The 21,392-nt window shown below is 39.2% G+C and carries 10 protein-coding genes and 2 pseudogenes; 4 read left to right on the plus strand and 8 right to left on the minus strand.

Annotated features, from left to right (window positions below; translation table 11 throughout):
* The 4 genes and pseudogenes from EJF25_RS17900 to EJF25_RS17915 all read left to right on the plus strand — a co-directional run.
* Positions 1 to 299: pseudogene (locus EJF25_RS17900) on the plus strand (helix-turn-helix domain-containing protein); the annotation flags it as partial.
* Positions 300 to 854: 555 nt separating this feature from the next.
* A pseudogene (gene dxs, locus EJF25_RS17905) lies at positions 855 to 2,796 on the plus strand (1-deoxy-D-xylulose-5-phosphate synthase).
* A 2-nt stretch (positions 2,797 to 2,798) separates the two neighbouring features.
* Positions 2,799 to 4,139, plus strand: a complete 1,341-nt coding sequence (gene trkA, locus EJF25_RS17910; RefSeq protein WP_125042212.1) for a Trk system potassium transporter TrkA — start codon at positions 2,799 to 2,801, stop codon at positions 4,137 to 4,139.
* 90 nt (positions 4,140 to 4,229) lie between these two features.
* Positions 4,230 to 5,681 (plus strand): TrkH family potassium uptake protein, encoded by a 1,452-nt coding sequence (locus EJF25_RS17915; RefSeq protein WP_125042213.1) that lies wholly within the window; start codon positions 4,230 to 4,232, stop codon positions 5,679 to 5,681.
* A 122-nt stretch (positions 5,682 to 5,803) separates the two neighbouring features.
* On the opposite strand, the gene EJF25_RS17920 is transcribed toward EJF25_RS17915, so the two are convergent.
* From EJF25_RS17920 to EJF25_RS17955, 8 genes are all read right to left on the minus strand, one after another.
* A complete protein-coding gene (locus EJF25_RS17920; RefSeq protein ID WP_125042214.1) occupies positions 5,804 to 7,186 on the minus strand; it encodes an SGNH/GDSL hydrolase family protein in 1,383 nt (460 codons plus the stop codon).
* Positions 7,187 to 8,722: a family 43 glycosylhydrolase gene (locus tag EJF25_RS17925; RefSeq protein ID WP_125042215.1), complete on the minus strand. Its 1,536-nt coding sequence runs from the start codon at positions 8,720 to 8,722 to the stop codon at positions 7,187 to 7,189.
* Complete coding sequence (locus tag EJF25_RS17930; protein WP_125042216.1) at positions 8,719 to 9,870, minus strand: beta-1,2-mannosidase; 1,152 nt, start codon at positions 9,868 to 9,870, stop codon at positions 8,719 to 8,721. The genes EJF25_RS17925 and EJF25_RS17930 overlap by 4 nt, the downstream gene beginning before the upstream one ends.
* A gap of 28 nt (positions 9,871 to 9,898) precedes the next feature.
* The gene (locus EJF25_RS17935; RefSeq protein ID WP_125042217.1) at positions 9,899 to 12,058 is read right to left on the minus strand and encodes a GH92 family glycosyl hydrolase; all 2,160 of its coding nucleotides are present in this window, start codon (positions 12,056 to 12,058) and stop codon (positions 9,899 to 9,901) included.
* Positions 12,059 to 12,086: 28 nt separating this feature from the next.
* Positions 12,087 to 14,360, minus strand: a complete 2,274-nt coding sequence (locus EJF25_RS17940) for a GH92 family glycosyl hydrolase (protein ID WP_125042218.1) — start codon at positions 14,358 to 14,360, stop codon at positions 12,087 to 12,089.
* A 31-nt stretch (positions 14,361 to 14,391) separates the two neighbouring features.
* Positions 14,392 to 16,383 (minus strand): sialate O-acetylesterase, encoded by a 1,992-nt coding sequence (locus EJF25_RS17945; protein ID WP_125042219.1) that lies wholly within the window; start codon positions 16,381 to 16,383, stop codon positions 14,392 to 14,394.
* Positions 16,384 to 16,537: 154 nt separating this feature from the next.
* On the minus strand, positions 16,538 to 19,618 hold the full coding sequence (locus EJF25_RS17950; protein ID WP_125042220.1) for a SusC/RagA family TonB-linked outer membrane protein: 3,081 nt from the start codon (positions 19,616 to 19,618) through the stop codon (positions 16,538 to 16,540).
* Positions 19,619 to 19,622: 4 nt separating this feature from the next.
* Complete coding sequence (locus tag EJF25_RS17955; RefSeq protein WP_125042221.1) at positions 19,623 to 21,389, minus strand: RagB/SusD family nutrient uptake outer membrane protein; 1,767 nt, start codon at positions 21,387 to 21,389, stop codon at positions 19,623 to 19,625.
* Positions 21,390 to 21,392: the final 3 nt, after the last annotated feature.

A 21,392-nucleotide genomic window follows, 5' to 3' on the forward strand; every position in this document is an offset into this window, starting at 1 on the left:
TTTTGATTCGGATAAGCCGGAACGCTTGGGTACTCCGACTGTTGCCTTTTGCGCTGATAGTTTGCATCTATCCTCAAATTATTTCGGTGATTTGATAAAGAAAGAGACAGGTAAATCCGCACAAGAATATATCCAGCAAAAGACAATGAATATGGCAAAAGAACTACTAACGGAATCGGATAAGAGTATCAGTGAGATTGCATACACCTTAGGCTATCAATATCCGCAGTATTTCAGTCGGGCATTCAAAAATAGAAGGATGCACACCAAATGAATTTCGGGCATTACAAACAAAATAGGTCAGATATTTTAATGGTTATTGTTTGTCTCTGAAGAACGATTGTACTTTTACGATATGAAGAGTTATTTGACAGCATAGCATCGCAAATCGCTGAAAATTGCACAGTTGCCAATTCGTTACTACTACTCAAATAATTCGCTAAAAATTTATTCCTCAACCGGTTATATCAACCGATGAAAATCTAAAATAAAAGAAACACTTATAGTAGTATTACAGATATTAAATAAAAGAAAACTTGTTTACTTCCGAAAAAAAGTGTATCTTATAAGCAACCAATCTTTAACCACAAGTTCCGGTTTTAAAACTGAAGCTTTTGATTATATAACCGAAGCTTGCGGTTAAAGTTTAGCATTGATAAAAACAAAGTTTTCTATTAAGAACAAGTAAATTATCTATTAATAGGGAACAAGTTTTTTATTAATAGACAGCAGTACATTTATTAATAGACAGCATGAACACCAATCTGGAAGAAGAACCAGATAACAGAAGAATTTGTTGAAAAGTAAGCACTATCCGTTTTCTTTTGTAATTTTGCACTAAATTTTCTCGAATCATGAAGAATGAACCTACATATAACTTGCTAAACTCTATCAATACTCCTGATGACCTACGACAGCTGAACGTAGAGCAACTGCCGGAAGTATGTGATGAACTGAGGCAAGACATTATAAAAGAACTCTCGTGTAATCCGGGACACTTTGCCGCCAGTCTTGGAACTGTAGAACTTACAGTTGCTTTACACTACATTTATAATACACCTTATGACCGTATTGTGTGGGATGTCGGTCATCAGGCTTATGGACATAAGATTCTGACAGGAAGACGGGAAGCTTTCTTTACCAACCGCAAATTAGGAGGTATCCGCCCCTTCCCTTCACCGGAAGAAAGCGAATATGATACTTTCACTTGTGGACATGCATCCAATTCGATATCTGCCGCACTAGGCATGGCTGTCGCTGCATCCAAAAAGGGAGAAAAAGACAGGCATGTTGTAGCAATCCTCGGTGATGGTTCAATGAGTGGCGGACTAGCTTTTGAAGGGCTCAACAATACTTCCACTACTTCAAACAACCTGCTCATTATCCTGAATGATAATGACATGGCTATCGACCGTAGCGTGGGCGGGATGAAACAATATTTATTCAACCTGACAACTTCGAATCGTTATAATCAATTACGTTTTAAAGCTTCCCGTCTATTGTTCAAACTCGGTATTCTGAACGATGAACGCCGTAAGGCTCTTATCCGCTTCGGAAATAGCCTGAAGTCAATGGCAGCCCCAACAGAATATTTTTGAAGGAATGAACATCCGTTACTTCGGTCCTATCGACGGACACGATGTGAAAAATCTTACAAGAGTATTACGTGATATCAAAGACCTGCAAGGTCCTAAAATACTACATCTCCATACTGTGAAAGGAAAAGGATTCGCCCCGGCGGAAAAACATGCTACCGAATGGCATGCCCCGGGTAAATTCGATCCTGTAACAGGAGAACGTTTTATTGTCAATACAGAAGGCATTCCTCCTCTCTATCAGGATGTATTCGGAAATACATTGGTTGAACTGGCGGAAGCCAATTCCAAGATTTTTGGTGTAACTCCGGCCATGCCTTGGATTCGGATTTCGATGAACATTCTTATGTCTAAAATGCCCGGACGGGCTTTCGATGTAGGAATTGCCGAAGGACATGCTGTAACTTTCTCCGGAGTATGGCAAAAGATGGCTTGCTTCCATTCTGCAATATCTATTCATCATTCATGCAACGAGCATACGATAATATTATTCATGACGTAGCGATCCAGAATCTTTCTGTTGTATTCTGTCTGGATCGTGCCGGACTGGTTGGCGAAGATGGTCCTACACATCATGGAGCATTTGATATGGCATATCTACGTCCAATACCTAATCTGACGATCGCTTCCCCCATGAATGAACATGAACTAAGAAAATTAATGTATACTGCACAACTTCCGAATAAGGGACCGTTTGTGTTACGTTATCCACGTGGAAGGGGTGTATTGGTCGACTGGGAATGTCCGTTTGAAGAGATTCCAGTTGGCAAAGGAAGGAAATTGAAAGATGGTGATGATATTGCCGTTATCAGTATTGGACCTATTGGCAATAAGGTAGCTTCAGCCATCAGTCATGCTGAAGCTGAATCCGGAAGAGAGATCGCCCATTACGATCTGCGATTCCTTAAACCGCTGGATGAAGAGCTACTTCACGAAGTTGGTCGCAATTTCAGCCGAGTCATCACTGTAGAAGATGGAGTGATTCAGGGAGGTATGGGAAGTGCCGTACTTGAATTTATCTGATCATGGATATACTCCGGCAATCAAACGTATCGGACTTCCTGACAAGTTTGTGCAACATGGTACGGTAACGGAACTCTACCAGCTTTGCGGAATGGATGAAAACAGCATAACCAAAGAGCTATTAAATCAATGTGCTCTTTTACCTGTTACAAGCAAAATAAAAGAACTAACGAACTAGAAATGAAGATCATTATCGCAGGTGCCGGCAACGTAGGCACTCATCTGGCTAAATTGTTGTCGCGTGAGAAGCAGGATATTATCCTGATGGACGATGACGAAGAGAAACTAAGTACTATTAGTTCCAATTTCGACCTGCTAACGGTCACAGCTTCCCCTTCATCTATCTCCGGTCTAAAAGAGGTAGGTGTGAAAGAAGCGGATCTATTTATTGCTGTTACTCCCGACGAAAGCCGGAATATGACTGCGTGTATGCTAGCCACTAACCTGGGAGCTAAAAAGACGGTTGCCCGCATTGATAACTACGAATATCTTCTACCTAAGAATAAAGAGTTCTTCAAAAAACTGGGTGTTCATTCGTTGATCTATCCGGAGATGTTGGCTGCTAAAGAAATTGTATCGTCCATGCGCATGAGCTGGGTACGTCAATGGTGGGAATTTTGCGGAGGTGCTTTGTTGCTTATCGGTACCAAGATGCGAGAAAAAGCAGAGATTCTAAATATTCCACTGCATCAATTAGGAGGACCGAATATTCCTTATCACGTTGTAGCAATCAAACGCGGCACGGAGACAATCATCCCGCGTGGAGACGATGTGATCAAACTGCATGACATCGTATACTTTACTACTACTCGTAAATACATCCCTTACATTCGGAAAATAGCCGGTAAAGAAGATTTTGCCGATGTACGCAATGTTATGATAATGGGGGGAAGCCGCATCGCTGTCCGTACTGCGCAATATGTGCCGGACTATATGCAGGTCAAAATTGTAGATAATGATATTAACCGTTGCAACCGCCTGACGGAGATATTAGATGACAAAACAATGATTATTAATGGAGATGGGCGTGATATGGACTTACTTATTGAAGAAGGCTTAAAAAACACCGAGGCTTTTGTTGCCCTCACAGGAAATTCGGAAACGAATATTCTTGCTTGTCTTGCAGCAAAACGAATGGGAGTTGAAAAGACAGTCGCCGAAGTGGAGAATATCGACTATATCAGTATGGCCGAAAGTCTTGACATCGGTACAGTTATCAATAAAAAGATGATTGCGGCTAGTCATATCTACCAGATGATGCTGGATGCAGATGTTTCCAACGTGAAATGCCTGACTTTTGCGAATGCGGATGTGGCAGAATTCACTGTACCGGAAGGAGCCAAAATAACAAAGCACTTGATTAAGGATCTTGGACTGCCGAAAGGTACTACTATCGGTGGTATGATACGTAACGGCGAAGGTGTGCTGGTTACCGGTGATACACTAATTCGTCCCGGTGACCATGTCGTAGTATTCTGTCTGAGCATGATGATAAAAAAGATTGAAAAGTTCTTTAATTAATAATATGCCAATGTACTAATATACCCAATTGATTGCGTTTTATATATACAACAATTAGTATATTAGTCAATATATTGGAGGATTACTTATATGATCAATTCCAAAATGATATTGCGGATTCTAGGTTTCCTGCTCTTGATAGAAACAGCCATGTTAATGTGTTGTGGAGGAGTTTCCCTATTTTATAAAGAGAGTGACCTGAATAGTTTCCTTCTTTCGTCAGCCATCACTTGTTGTGTTGGATTGTTGTTACTTGCTATCGGAAAAAATGCCGTGAGATCGTTAAACCGACGTGATGGATACGTCATTGTAAGCATATCCTGGGTTGCCTTTTCTATTTTCGGGATGTTACCTTATTATATAGGTGGATACATTCCTAAAATAACAGACGCTTTCTTTGAAACAATGTCGGGTTTCAGTAGTACAGGGGCGACTATTATGGATAATATAGAGTCCATGCCTCATGGAATTCTCTTCTGGCGTGCCATGACTCAATGGATTGGTGGTTTAGGTATTGTATTCTTCACCATTGCCGTTCTTCCGATTTTCGGTATGGGAGGCATTCAGGTGTTTGCAGCAGAAGCTAGCGGACCGACTCATGACAAGGTTCATCCGCGTATTGGAGTCACCGCTAAATGGATCTGGGGTATTTATGCAGGAATGACGGGGACTTTGATTCTTTTACTAGTATTTGGTGGTATGGGTATATTTGATAGTATCTGCCATGCTTTTGCAACTACCGGAACAGGAGGGTTCTCTACCAAACAGGCAAGTATTGAGCATTACCAATCACCTTATATAGAATATGTAATTTCCATCTTTATGTTCCTTTCAGGAGTCAATTTCACTTTGCTTTTATTGCTTGTAAATGGCAAAATTAAGAAATTCATTCATGATGCAGAACTAAAATGGTATTTCATGTCGGTGGTATTCTTTACTGCCTTTATAGCGATCTGGCTTTATGAGACAAGCCCAATCAGTATCGAAGAGGCATTTCGGAAATCATTATTCCAAGTGATTTCACTTCACACGTCTACAGGGTTTGCTACGACAGATTATATGTTATGGCCTTCTATCTTATGGGGATGTCTTATTATTGTCATGGTGGTAGGAGCTTGTGCAGGAAGTACTACGGGAGGTATCAAGTGTATCCGAATGGTGATTCTAAGCAAGATTTCCAGAAATGAATTCAAGCATATCATACATCCGAATGCTGTGCTTCCTGTTCGGGTAAATAAACAGGTGATTTCTCCATCCATACAATCTACAGTATTGGCATTCACTTTCCTCTATGTAGTGATTGTCATTATCAGTACGCTTATCATGATGGGTTTAGGAGTAGGATTCCTCGAATCATTGGGTACTGTTATTTCCAGTATGGGCAACATGGGTCCGGGTCTTGGACTTTTCGGTCCTGCTTATTCGTGGAGTGCACTTCCTGATATATCCAAATGGTTACTTTCTTTCCTTATGTTACTTGGACGGTTGGAGTTATTCACTGTGTTGTTGCTCTTTAGTTCTGATTTCTGGAAAAGAAACTAACTCTCTCAATTAAGCTTTACGCTTTTCTATGATTTAATAGTTTCTGCGTTATATGATAAAAAAAATGGTGCCGACCGCTGTCTGCACCATTTCCTGTTTTACAATCCTTTCAAAAGGAAAGATCAAATCTTTCTTAAAACGACCTTTCTTGTAATCGGTTTATTAATTTCATAAATCTTAGATACCAATACTTCCATTTCTTGTTGGCGTGCATCCCGTACAGATTCGTAAATCATCTTCGAATACATATCACGACGTCCTTTCAACCACATATTCTTATCTACATTTTCGTCCATGACTTCGATCGCTTTTCTATTATTAGCAAAAAGTAATCCTTGCTGTTGGAAAAATCCAAACTGACACCATGCATATTCGCGGAAAGTTCTTTCAAGTTCCCAACGATATTCATTGAGGTGCATGATGGCCAATGCTTGTTGATATTGAGGGGTCTTCGATTCAGCCGCCAAGTTGATACCTTTCTCCAGGTCAGCAGCATTCCAAGTGCCTATTTCTTCGTCATCAATCAATAATCTATATTGTCCTTTCAGTCCGGTTACTTTCAGGATCTCACTATTCATTTCTTCCATAAAAGGAACAACCTTGATAACATCTGCCTGACTTTTCTTTGATCCCCATCCACGAGCAATCGTATCCAGAGGATAAGGCAAAGACTCTGCTAAATAATCAAAGCTAATATCTTTACCAATCTTCTTTATATTCGAAATGGTACAGTTCTCTGATTTAACCGTCTCCTTTTTATTAGCGTTAATTTCTATATCCGCTACATTCTTACCGCTAAATCCTTGTGCTTTTAAAAATAAATAAGCCATTACCATGTGCCCATCGTTATCCGGATGGATTCGATCGTTTCCACAAAGAGTAAAAGTAGAGTCTTTTTGCTGAAACTGCTGATTTAGTGCAACCATCGGTGCATTCAAATCAGTAAATTCCCAACCATTCTTCGCAGCCGATTCTTTCTGATATTCAACGATTCTTTTAATCGTCTCATTCTTTTTCTTGAATACGGTATTATCTTTTATTTTTGCTGTTTCATCATAAGGAGAAGTTCCTAACATTACCATACGCGTACTCGGTAGTTCTTTGAAACGTTTCTCCATTTGCTGAAAATTTTTAATACTCTCTTGATACTTCTGTTCACCGAATTCTTTGGCATTATCACCGTTGTATTCAAAATAACCGGAATCATTCATTCCAAAAGTAACCATCAAGACAGTAGGATTCATACTGAAAATATCCCCATCCAAACGTTTGTTCATGTCATAAGCCGTATCACCTCCAATACCACCATTGAACACCCGGATATGCATATCCGGAAAACGTGTCATATAATACAACCAAATAAACGAATGATAATGTCCTCCATCCGTTATACTATTTCCTAAGAAAACAGCTCTATCTCCTTCTTTAAAGGGCTTTACAGTCTGAGCAAATGCAGAAGACACCAAACAAATGGACGCTACTGCCATCAATAAAATCTTTTTCATTTATCTTTTTACTTGTGTTTTAAAATATTCAAATTCAGCTGGTTCATTTACATCACCTATATGTATCAATCCCGGACGTGATACTCTATCCCAACGAACTAAATCTTGTCCTTGAAAATGTGTATCCTGCACCGGGGTCCACTCTTTTCCATCTTTACTTTGGTAGAAATTGAGGAGGCTTCCTTTTTCAACTGTGATTTTCAAATAAACTTCATTGTTGTTGTAAACAGATTCGTACAGAATAGATTCTTCATTATCTTTAATTCCTTTCAGGAAGAGTTTATTACCGGAAACTCCCCATATAACCAGATTCTTGTCATCTCCGTACATTGTCAGCCCTTTCACACTTTTATTTGTATTCACCAACTTTGTTTCATAAGAGTAATCCGGTGTTTCCGAACGCAAACATAAAGCTGTACCATGAAGATTTCCTTTCTTGGGGCGACCAGCTAACAACAATTTTCCCTTTTTGAAAGTAGTTAGCACATCAGAATAGAGATAATTCCAGTTCCATTCTACTTTCAGGCTCTTTCCATCAAAGGAGTCTTCAAATCCTTCCGACTCTTTCTGGAACGTACCGAGAAATGGTACAGGTTGTTTAACTTGTGCCACATTTCCAGTTTTGAAATGTACCCATCGGTCATCACCTACAAACATTTCCTGAAGAATCGGTTGTCTTCCGGTGTAGAATCCGTCTCCCTTTAAATAAGCATGGCATAAATAAAACATTCGTCCATCAGGAGTTGTCACAGCAGTACCATGACCACAGGATTTATAATCACCGTTTCCACCATGCAGAATAGGATTTCCTTCATATTTCTCATAAGGTCCTTTATAATTTTTGGAACGGGCTACATATACATCGTAATCACTGGACGGTCCGCAACATCCATGGGCAGCATATACTATATAGTAATACTCACCTTGTTTAAAATGATATTGTCCTTCCATTCCAATGTATTCATCATCGACTAACAGAGTAAATGGTTCACCTTCCAGCTTCAATCCATCAACAGATAATTTACTGCCTAATATTTCGATTGGACGTTTATCCAATCCGTATGCTTTCCAACTAATGTACAACTGTCCATTGTCGTCATATACAAAAGCATCAATAGCTTCCGTACCATATTCAATGATAGGACCATGATCAGTAAACTCATGAAGAGGAGAATCCGAAGTGGCAACTCCGATATATGAGATTCCGGTACTTTTCTGACGAGCAGTGTAATAACAATAAACCTTATTATTATGATAAAACAACTCCGGTGCCCAGAAAGAATTAACCGTCCAATCCGGCTGTTTTTTAAAGACGTGCCCTACTTGTTTCCAATTAATTAAATCCTTAGAAGTAAACATCGGATAAAAAGGAGCCCACTCTGAAGAGGTTCCGGCTGCATAATAAGTATCTTTAATCTTAATAACAGAAGGGTCCGGCATATCTCCCAGAATCACCGGATTGTGGAAATAGCTCTCTTGACCTACTGTATTCAGAGAACAAATCATTCCGAGAAGGAAAAGACTTAATTTATTCATTTGTTACCTCCATTGACTTTAGCCGGATCATATACGGCTACTGCGACACGCGAATCTGCACAACCATAATACAGATACCACTTATCTTTATAATATACCAGTCCTTCAATAAATACTGTACCCGCCGGATATTGGCCACTCTTTTCAAAATCAGACTCAGGGACATAGAACGGTTTATCCAGACGATCAATCAGTTTAGTCGGATCATTTGTATCAAACAAAGCCTGTCCGGCACAATAAGAGTTGGCTGTATACAGTGTATCACCTTCTGCACCTGCTTTATTTTTTCCATTATACATTAGAAGAATACCTTTATCTGTCATCACTGCCGGAGGGCCGCATTCGGTTAAATCACTATCAAATTTACCTTCACGAGTAGTCATCACTTTCAGGAAGTCTCCATTTTCGTCCAACATTGGCTCCCAATTTACCAAGTCTGTAGAAGTTGCTACATTCACAAACTTCTCTCCCCAGTACATCCAATATCTTCCATCAATCTTTGCTATGACTTGTTTACCGTCTACCAGTTTCGTTATGATAGAAGCTGATTTCGAGAATTCATCGAAGAAACGTCCGTCATAAGCTTTTGCAAAAGCAGGACCATATTTCTCCCATGTCTGCAAATCACGAGAGGTAGCCACTGCCAAACGTGCCTTCTTACGATTCCATTGAGTGTAAAGCATTACATACAATCCATCATCAGTCATTGCAATACGAGGATCTTCACAACCTCCGGGGCATTCTAACTCTTTTTGACTATCATCACCCGGATATAAAACAGGAGCGGACATACGTTTGAAGTTCAATCCATCTTCCGAGTAAGCATATCCCAAGCGGGAAGTACGGCTTCCAATACCCACAGCCGAATTATCTTCTGCCCGGTAAAGAACAACTACTTTGCCATCATAAATCGTAGCTGCCGGATTAAAGGTGTCGCTTGCCTCCCACGCAACTGAGTCCTGTCGCATCGGACAATAGAAGAAGGTAGTAGTGTCCGGAGAAATAACCGGATTCACTCCTGCCGGACGCTGAAAGTCGGCCCATGCCCAATTCGGAAATTCCTGAGATGTTTGTTTTTTCTCACCACACGATGAGATAAAAGCTACTGCCATCAATATACAGGCAATATTCAAAAAGTTTCTTTTCATATTTATACCATTTAGAATTGAACCTTAATTAAGGAAAAGAAGGAGGAAGAATCTTTGTTCCCCATTTTGTATCCGGTTTACTTGAAGTACCATAATCAATTGTAGCTCCATTGGAAAGTTCATCCCAATCGATCCAGGTACTATCGTATGGTTTACCATTCAGTTTCATGGAATGTATATAGATATTCTTTTCCGAACCACCTTTAATTACTATATCTCCTTTCTTCAAATGTACTTTTACTAACGAAAAGATCGGTGTATTTACCGTGAAACCTCCTACACCCGGAATTTCAGGATATAATCCGATACAGGCAAATACATACCAAGCTCCCATAGTACCTAAATCGTCATTGCCCGGCAAACCGTCTATCTTACTGGAATATTGTTCATTCAATACCCGGTTGATAACTTCCTGAGCTTTATACGGACGACCAATCCAATTGTATACCCAAGGAATATGGAAACTCGGTTCATTACCGGAAGCAAACCAGGCATCATTATATCCTGCGTCCAATCGGTCAAAAAATTCATCCAGACGTTTTTCGGCTTCCGCTTTACCACCAATAATGCCTACCAAACCTGCAAGATTATAAGGAACCATCCAGAAATAGTTCTTATAGGTAGATTCACGAAAGTCCTCTCCTAACGATTTCCAAGAACCGTCCGGATGACGTGACTGTAACCAACCTGTCTCTGGGTTATAGAGATTCTTCCAGGAACGGGCAAAGTGGAAATAACGCCAACTGGCAAATTCATCACCAACAGCATGTAAAGCAAATTGTCCGATTGCAAAATCTGCTGACGTATATTCTAACTGAATAGAGGCATTGTAGTAACCTTTATCAAGATATTGCTTCAGTCCCGGACGAGTTTCCTCATTCTGTGACTTAGCTCCGGGTTCTTCCGCTCCTTTTCGCATAATCTTGAAAAGTGGCTTCGGGTCATAATTGCGGGCACCAAAGGCATAAGCATTGGATACCAAAATAGAACTAGGATCACCTTGCATAACACCTGTTTCTATATTTGCCATTACCCAGCGTGGGAAAGAACCTCCGGATTGCTCGGCAAATAACTGATGAGAGATCACGATGTCGGAGGTTATTTCAGGATCCAACATTGCCAACAACTGTATCTGTGTGCGGTAAGTATCCCAATTACTAAATGAAGTATAATGTTTCGAACGGGATTTATGAACTCTGAAATCTGCACCCATATATTCTCCATTCACATCACTGCATACATTCGGGTGAACAAAAGAGCGATACAGATGTGTATAGAATTGTGTGGTACGGTCCGGATTTGTACCTTCCACTTCAATCATTCCCAAATAATGATTCCACTTCGTCTCAGCCTGGTTTTGTATCTGAGCAAAATTCCATCCTGGATTTTCTGCCTTTAGATTTTCCCTTGCATTCTCAACAGAAACATAAGACACACCAATTTTATATTGTATATTCTTCTTTCTATTTACATCAAATGTGAAATAAACTCCGGAATATTTTCCTTCTGCAAAAGTTGCATTTGGCTTCAGTTCATCTCTTTTCCAAATCCCGGATTCCAAAGCATCCGTATCAAATTCAGCAACAAAATACACTTTATAAGGAGTATTAAGTCCGCAGAAGTTACCTCCTTCGGCATATCCCTCACATTTATTTGGAGCAGTAATGACTATGGCAGCCTGTTCTATTGGAGTAGCTGAAATTCCTCCTCCGATAATGACAGTACCAAACTGTTGATCTTCCGGATACTCATAATGCGCCATCCCTGTTCTTTCCGTTACCGTTAGTTGGGCTTTGATACTCTCCTGCACTGTTGCTTCATAATAACCTGCATGTCCCTTTTCTTCTGTTACATTGATCCGATAGTCCAATATATTATTAGGAGACATTTTCAGTTTTCCTTTGACAGGAAAAGTCGGAAAATTTCCCATATGCTCGCATCCCGCACCACTTAATTGGTTAATCACAAATCCCGACCGTTTGGAAAAGTAAGACGGTGTAAATTGCACCATACCAAAAGGATAAGTCGCTCCCGGATAAAGATATCCTGAAGCTAACCCCACTCCTTTCGTACCAATCAGCGTATTCACCTGATGGGCGTAATCAGTTGCCACAACTTGGGCCTTGGCAACCTTTTCACTCATCAAAACAGACGCAAACAATAACACACAAAAAAACTTATATTTCATTACTGATTTTCATTCATTATACGAATTCTTATTCTTTAGACAAAGAGAAAGGAGCAGCATACTTGGAAGTACATCTTTCTTTATTTGGCTGGCTTCCCATTTCAAATTTCAACACTCCACCATCAAAAATATCGTCATAACGAATGTAATTCTTATCCAGAGTTCTTCCGTTCAAAGTAGCCGACTGTATATACAGATTCTCTTTACTATTATTATCTGCTTCAATCACAAATTTATTTCCATTCTCCATTGTAATGGTAGCTTTCTTAAATAACGGACTACCAATTACATATTCATCCGTACCCGGACAAACTGAATATATACCTAATGAACTCAATATATACCATGAAGACATACCACCTTGGTCTTCATCACCCGGATATCCTTTTTCCGTAGAATTGTACAATCTTTCAACAATCTGACGTACCCAATATTGAGTCTTCCAAGGTTGTCCGGCATAGCAATATAAATATGGCATATGTTGAATCGGTTGGTTACCATGAGCATATTGTCCCATATTAGCTAGTTCCATTTCTTTCATTTCATGGATCACACCACCATAAGTTCCCGGTTTGATCACATTAGGAAGAGTAAACACTGAGTCTATTTTAGCCGTAAACTTCTCGTCACTTCCAAACAAGTCGATCAATCCTTGTACATCGTGGAACACCGACCATGTGTAATGCCATGCGTTACCTTCACAGAAAGGTCCGCCCCATTCCAACGGATCGAATGGCTCTTGCCATTTACCATCTACACCTTTACCGCGCATAAACCCGACAGACTTGTCGAACACATTTTTATAGTTATACATTTGTCTGGAAAAGACATCTTGGTAGTGCTTATTTCCAACCATTTTAGCCAATTGGTAACCGCAGAAATCATCATAAGCATATTCCATAGTCTGCGCACTTGATCCCATAGATTCCGGATAAGGAACATAACCTAATTCAAAATATTCTTTCCAGAAGCCACGACCGTTAGCACCTCCCCAAGGACCTTTATTCATCGCTTCGTTAGCATATGCTTTCAGTGCTTTTTCGGGATCAAAAGAACGAACACCTTTTGCCCATGCATCAGCCAAAAGTGAGATTGAGTGATTACCCAACATACCTCCTGTCTCACCCGGAGAAGACCAGGAAGGCAACCAGCCACATTGTTCTTGTGCAGCAAGCAATGCATTCATATAACGCCCCTGCATAGTAGGATGAAGGATATTTGTCAGTGGGAATTGTGAACGGAAAGTATCCCAGAATCCGTTATCAGTATACATATATCCGTCATATATTTTACCATTATAGGGGCTATAGTAGTAAGGTTCTCCACTCTCCTTACGTTCATAGAATTTACGAGAGAATAAATTTGCGCGGAACAAACAAGAATAGAAAGTTTTGATTTGTTCTTCTGTACCACCTTCAACAACAATTCTGTTCAGCAACTCATTCCATGTCTTTTGACCACGTGCTTTTGTTGCTTCCAGATTCTTATCTTTACCTAACTCCTGATTTAAAGTTACCAATGCTTGTTCCGGGCTAATATAGGAAGAAGCTGCTTTTGCCTGTACTTTAGATCCTTTTTTAAACTTAATATAGGCTCCATATCCTTTTCCTGCTCCTTCATTCTTTTTCGGAAATATCTCATCTTTTTGATTTTCCCATATTCCATAGTCCTCAAAGGGTTTGTCGAATTGAACAACAAAATAGTTATGAAACGACTTTGAATCATTTACAAAACGCTGATTATTTACCCAACCTGAGATTTGTCTCTTTTGCGGATCAATCTTAATTTCACTCATGTCGGTATATCCGTCAATCACGAGATATGCATCACTGGTAGAAGGATATGAAAACCGTAAATGTACACCACGTGTAGTAGGAGCCATTTCAGTTGTAATACCATTATCAAATGTCACCTTATAATAATGAGGTTTGGCTATCTCATTATCATGGCTAAATTTTGTAGCACGATTATCTTGATTAACCACCAATTCACCTACCATTGGCATAAATGAATAAACAGCATAGTCACTTACCCAAGGGCTACATTGATGTGACTGACTAAAGGCACGTATCTTATCAGAAGCATAAAGATATTTAAAACCATCCCCATTCTTACCTGTTTGTGCAGACCACATATGCATACCATAAGGCATACCTGTTGTAGGATAAGTATTTCCGTAGCTCAGACCAAAATTAGAATCAGTACCTTGCAATGTATTCACATATTGTACCAAGTCTTTTTGTTGAGCATTTGTCACAGTCGAATACAAAAAGAAGATTAATAAATAAACTAGTTTCTTCATGGTTTATTAAATGTATTAATTAAATGAATGTCTATTGCTTATCAACATTAGTAATACCTTTCCAATCATCTGTACGGAATGGAGACATTGGAAGGTCTGCACCGTTATACATATTACATACGGGGTAATCAGCCCAAGCATAACGCACCGCAACCGGGAAAGCCACTTCGGGTGAAGATACAACTATTGAATTTCCTTCAATGACGGCATCTGCCCAATGAAATTTATGATCCAATCCGGCAATGGTAAACCCTTTCGGTTTCTCACCATTTTTCGTTTTCAGTCCACCGTTTACATGACTAAAGTTAATTCGAATTTTATTGCCTTCAATCTTGTAGTTTCTGTACATGGGGCCTGAATACGGTATTTTTTCTCCATAAGTCTGTGCGCGGGCTGCTAAAGCCAGTCGGCGTCCGACTTCTTGTTTGTTCTTCGGATGAATGTCAGCCTCTTCACCTATATCAATAGCTACAGCCATACCGGTATTCGCCAAATGCAGCGTTCGAGTCTGAGCCTCTCTCAATTCTGCCCAGGTTGATTCAACCGGTTCTTTTTGTTGAGTTGTAAAACTAGCTAACTGTACCATATAGAAAGGGAAATCATATCCCCAACGGTTTCTCCAGTCAGTTATCATCAATGGCATCAACTCACGGTATTGATAAGCTTCTCCCGCATTTGATTCTCCTTGATACCAAATCGCTCCTTTGATAGCATAAGGAATTAGCGGATTAAGCATCGCATTAAACAATAGAGTCGGATAATTCGGATTCCATGACATATCAACAGGCATCGGATCAATTTCTCTCAAATCCAAAGACACTTTATATTTCCAGTCACCTGCCATTTGTATTGATTCTGAATCAGAAAGACGAAGCGATATACTCTCCGGAGTTCCGTTGATACCACCATTACCACCAGTATCGAGCACTCGTACTGCAATCACAGCCTTTCCCCCTTTCACCAAAGATTTCGGAATTTTATAACTCCTGCCTGCCATCCATCCTTCCGTATGTCCAACTTCTACACCATTGAAATAAGTAAAGTCATTATCATCAATAGTACCAACATTCAAGGTCAATTCTTTTCCCGCCCAACCAGCAGGAATATCTACAGTCTTTCTAAACCACACAAGACCATTAAATCCCGGTAATCCATTTTCCTGCATCCAACCGGGAACCTTCATCGTCTTCCATGCGTTATCATCAAAATTGGGAGCTGCCCATATAGCCTCGCCATTGACACACCCTTTATCAATCTTTTCAATATTTACTTTCCAAGCCTCAACATCGGCCTCATATTTCTTCTTACGTCCTTCTTGTGTTGCTGGCTGCCCTTCCAATGCTTTCAATCTTTTCTGCATACTTGGCATAGTAGCCAATGCTTCATGACTCGTCCATGTTTCTATAATTGTACCACCCCAGGAAGTGTCGATCAGACCAATCGGCACATTACGATATTTATTCAGATCACGTCCGAAAAAATATCCGGCTGCTGAAAAATTCGCTACACTTTTTGAAGAACAAACTTGCCAACCATTTTCCGCAGCTTCTATTTTATCGATAGGTTGAGGACTTATGGCATTTTTCACCAACAAAAAACGAATATTAGGATAATTATTGGCTTCTTGCTTTTCCTGCTCATAATTATTTACCTTACCCCAACCCTCTACCTGCATCTCCATATTAGATTGTCCCGAACAAACCCACACTTCACCAATCATCACATTAGTGAGTTTTACAGGCTTTCCATCAGAGATAATCATTGTATAAGGACCACCAGCTACTGGTGTTTCTACCTTAGTCTTCCATTTACCTTGATCATCTGCTTGTACTGTATACTTCCTCTTGTCCCAAGAAGTAGTAATTTCCACCGTCTTATTCGGTTTAGTTTCTCCCCAAACAGGTGCTTGCGTTTGCTGCTGTAACACCATATTATCAGAGAATATGGGTAATAGCTTTACTTGTGCTGATAGCGTAGCACTCCCAAACAAAAATAGCAGAGAGATTGCGAATTTCTTATTCATACCTATGATTCTTATTTATAGTAGTCAATATACATTTTATTATATGACGAACAAAGATACAATAACCACTAAATATACATCACAAAAAGTAAAAGAGAATAATGCTTTTCAATAAAAAACATTATTCTCTTTTTACCATCAACTAATAATCTTTTTAGAAGGACAACTGAACTCCCAAATTTACAACACGTTGATTCATATAAGCATCACCTGCAGTATTTGTACTGATTTCAGGGTCTTGCTGATATTTATCATATCCTGTAAATGTCAATAAGTTATAAGCATTTATATAAAAACGAATGTTATCAATAAACTTAGGCAATACTTTCTTAGGAAGCTGGTATCCCAAGTCTATTGTTTTTAGACGGATATACCATGCATTTATCAACCAGAAATCAGACATATAATTAGTAGCGCTATTGACTGTATTACCTTGTAACGTCATACGAGGGAATTCAATAGGTTCTCCACTCTCAAAACGTTCTTGTGTCCAACGCTTTTGATGTATTGGTTGAAATTGGCTCTGACCTGATTCGATACCTGTTCCATTAATAGCAAAACTATAATCAAACGATCCCTGAAACAATACATTGAAGCTAAATCCCTTCCAGTACCCACCTATTGACCATCCCAATGTAGTAGTAGGAAGATTTGGCTTTCCAATCGCCTTCTTATCAAAATCATTAATAACACCATCATTATTCAGATCGGCATATTTCAAATCACCAGCTTGTACCGGTACCTCAGGTGTAGCCGGTGCGGACACATCACCTGCATTGATTTTTGCAATATCATCCGGTGTATAATAACCAACCCAATGATAACCGAATGGTTGATTAATCGGTCTACCAGTTTCTCTCAGCCAATCATATTTTTGCTGAGCTTCTGCTTTAAAATCGACTTTATTCTTTGCATAAGAAAATACAAGATTTGTGTTAAAATTAAAATCTCCATAACGATCTTGAAAGCCAAGCTGTCCATCAAATCCTTGATTTGTAGTTTTTGCGACATTAGTAGGTGAAATGCCAATACCTAAAATATCTGGAATATCATTTCTGGAAACTAATTGATCGTATCGTTTGTCGATAAAATAATCAACTGTAAACGAGATCTTATCAAATAAATTCATTTCCAAACCGACATCAAACTTTTTAGCCTTCTCCCAAGTTACATTCAGGTTACTCAAATCTCCTTCTTTGTATCCACCGGAAGTATGATTATTGCCTTCACCAAAAGGATAGCTATCTCCTTCTGTATATTTTTGTCGATAAAGATAACGGTCACCACCAGCAACATCAGAACCAACGAGACCATACGAAGCCCTTAGTTTAAGTACTTGTACGTTATCTACTAACCAATCTACATTTTTAAAATAATTTTCTTCTGAAATAATATACCCGACACCGAATGCTGGAAAAAATCCGAAACGATTATCCTTTCCAAAACGGTCGGTACCATTATAACCCATATTAAGATCTATTAAATACTTATTCTTATACTTATAACCTAATTTCAGAGAATAGCCTTCAAAATTATTGGGTACGGACGCACCACTTTCATTCGTTGTACTCTGACGGTTGTACAAGAACATTGCATTTACATCATGTATCATATTAAAAACATGCGCATAATCTAAAGATGCCTGAACATTCAAATCTTTAGTTGCCACATTCGTGTTATTGAACACAAAATACTGTTCATAATCGTATACCCGATCCGGATGAATCGTATACGTATCTGTCTTCGAATCATAATGATAGGTCGGATAACGATTACGTACTACTCCACGGAAGTTTTCATCACGGCTACCATATGCCAACCTGAAATTAGCAGAAAGTCCTTTAGTCAAAAAATCCATCTTCCAAGTAGCCCCATACAAAATGTTATTGTCATTACGGCGAGTACGTCTGTAGCCTTCATTTCCCAGCCGAGCATTTAACGTTGGTTTTCTATCCTGTGTATCATATAAATATGCATAGGAACCATCCGGATTTAATACGGGAGCAGAGTAAGGATGCATACTTTTAAAATCATAAATACTTCCTGTTACATTCAATTGATACGGTTCATTGATATTCATGAAACGAGAAGAAACATCCAAACGCATATTAAAATTATCAGTCACATCAAAATCAATATTCGTACGATAGTTAAAACGGCGATAGAAATAATTAGGATTAACCCCATCTCCAACATCTCCACCAAAATCTTTGACCAGACCATTCTGCGTAAAATATCCGGCAGATACGAAATATCTTAATCTTTTAGAACCACCAGATACATCAACATTGATATTTTCCTGAAAAGCCATCTTCTTAAAGATCTCATTATACCAATTCACATCCGGATGTCCGTAAGGGTCAGTGTGATCTCTGAAAGCAATCATATCTTCATCTGTGTACGGAAAATCTGACAATGTTCCATCATTAGTATGCGCTTCCTTCACTAATTGTAGTGATTCATAGGAGTTCAGAAATTTCGGAGTACGAACCGGAGTCTGCATACCACTTTCTAAGCGTACATTAATCTTCGGCTTTCCTTCTTGCCCTCTACGAGTTGTCACAACTAATACACCATTTGCTCCTTTAATACCATAAACAGCCGTAGTGGAAGCATCCTTCAAAATAGAGATACTTTCTATCTCATTTACGTTGATTTGTGCCAACTGCTCATAAGTATATTGCATATCATCCACAATGATCAAAGGTTTATTTCCATCACCGTTCAGAGAACTGACACCTCGAATAAAAAAGTCGGAAGCATCCTTACCCGGCTGTCCGGACTTTTGCTGACTGAAAAAACCAGGTAACTTACCGGTCAAAGCATTTTGTACACTACTGGTCGGTACATTACGAATCTCACTCGCTTTTATACCACTAACAGCGCCTGTTAAGGTCAGGCGTTTTGCCTTACCGTAACCTACCACTACGACTTCATCCAAGTCTGTTTGATCAGGAGCCAATACTATATTCAGCGTCTGTTGATTATCGACCTTGATGCTTTGTTTCTTAAAACCAACATAAGTAAACTCCAATATAGCACCTTTATTCACTGTCAATTGAAAATTACCGTCAACATCGGTAATTGTACCCACTGTTGAATTTTGCACCTTTACATTTACACCTGGTAAAAATTCACCGTCAGTAGAAGAAACCATCCCCTTCAAAACAAACGACTGAGCGAAAGCCGACGTAAACATGCAAATACACACTAATATTAATAATAGTTTTTTCATAATATTACCAATTCGGATTTTGAATCATATTATCATTCTTTACTACCTCTGAATATGGAATCGGATAGAAATAACGGTTCACATCAAATGTTGTCTGCAAAACATTAATATTAATGAAGCTCGTTTTACCTCCGGTTGTCTTAATTTCCAATCCCTTTAATGGATTTCGGAATATATTCTCAGCACTTCTCCATCTACGAATATCCCAATAACGATGTTCCTCAAAAGCCAATTCAATACGGCGTTCGTTATGAATCAGCTCACGCATCTGATCTTGCGTCATTTCTCCAACTTCCTTCAAACCATAGTTATTTTCACCGGCTTCAATGCCCGCACGCTTTCTTAAAGCAATAATCGCATCATATACATCTGACGAAGGAGTGTCCAAGCTTTCATTTTCGGCCTCAGCATAATTTAGTAAAATCTCCGCATAACGATACATTATCCATAAATGTAATTTATTACTATAATCTTGCTCTGTTTCAAATTTGCCCATGAACTTACACATATAATAACTTGTCCTGGTGTATTCAGCAACTCCGGAAGGATTATTAGCTCCTCCTTTAGAGGTATCAAGTTTATTTCTTAACCATAACGATCCATGATGCAACACTGTATAATCCAAACGCGGATCACAATTAAGATATGGATCTTCCTGATTCTTGACATATTTACTACCTTGATCAGCAAACATTCCGTCTTTCATAGGAAAAGCATCTACCAGATTCTGTGTCGGAAGAGTCCGACCTTTACCCAAGCTGTTACCAGAGAATCCTAAAGGTCCGTTATTGTTTTCTATAGAAGTATTCTCACTACCCGGACGATAAAAAATAACTTCCGGATTAGCCGTAACATTATAGAAATTCAAGAATACGTCACGAAAATCATTATTTAAGCCATAGACTGCTTTGCCTTCCGGTCCATATTCGTCAATAAATTCCTTCGCAGCCTTAGCCGCTTCTTTCCAACGATTTCTATCATAAGAAGCATATCCTATTAACTCATTACCAGGTTCAATGGGACGTTCATTAAACAGAGGGCTTGCTGCGTACAAAAGCACCCTAGCTTTCATAGCCATACAAACCTCGCGGGTGGCTGCATGTGAATATTGATCAAAGTCCGGCATCGGGTTTGTGCGTAAATCATCTTTAATTGCATCCAATTCATCAACAATATAACGGATACAGTCTTCAAACGTATTACGAGGCAACTCCATATCATCACCCAATACATGTATGTCATCTCCCATCAAAGGAACACCTCCATAACGTTTAACAAGTTCAAAATAGAAACACGCTCTCAAAAAACGAGCTTCCGCCTTCATTGAGACATTCAATGGATGAGATTCTCCTTTAGCATTCACATAAGTTTGCATAAAAGGAACAACATCAATATTATCAAGTAAAATATTCACTTTACGGATCCCTTGGTAGTACACTCCCCAGTCCATATTGGAAGTACGAGAAATTGCCGTATATTGTCCTACTTGTAATTTATATACATCTGGGTCGGAAATGTTTATAGAAACTGCGTCATCAGAAGCGGCATCCAAATAATCTCCTCCAACACGGTTGTGCCCATTTTGTAATCCCGCATAAATATTACTCAAAAATTTTACGGCATTCGTACCTAAAGAATCGGTCGGAGAAAATACAAAATCAAGCGACACAAATTCCACAGGCTTCGGTTCATAGCCATCGGAACAAGAAGTTATCGTAATTAACAGACTGGCTCCGAGCAGTGCTAAAAATTTATTTCGTATCATAAACATAGT

It is taken from the genome of Bacteroides faecalis (assembly GCF_003865075.1).
GTDB classification, from domain to species: Bacteria; Bacteroidota; Bacteroidia; order Bacteroidales; family Bacteroidaceae; genus Bacteroides; species Bacteroides faecalis.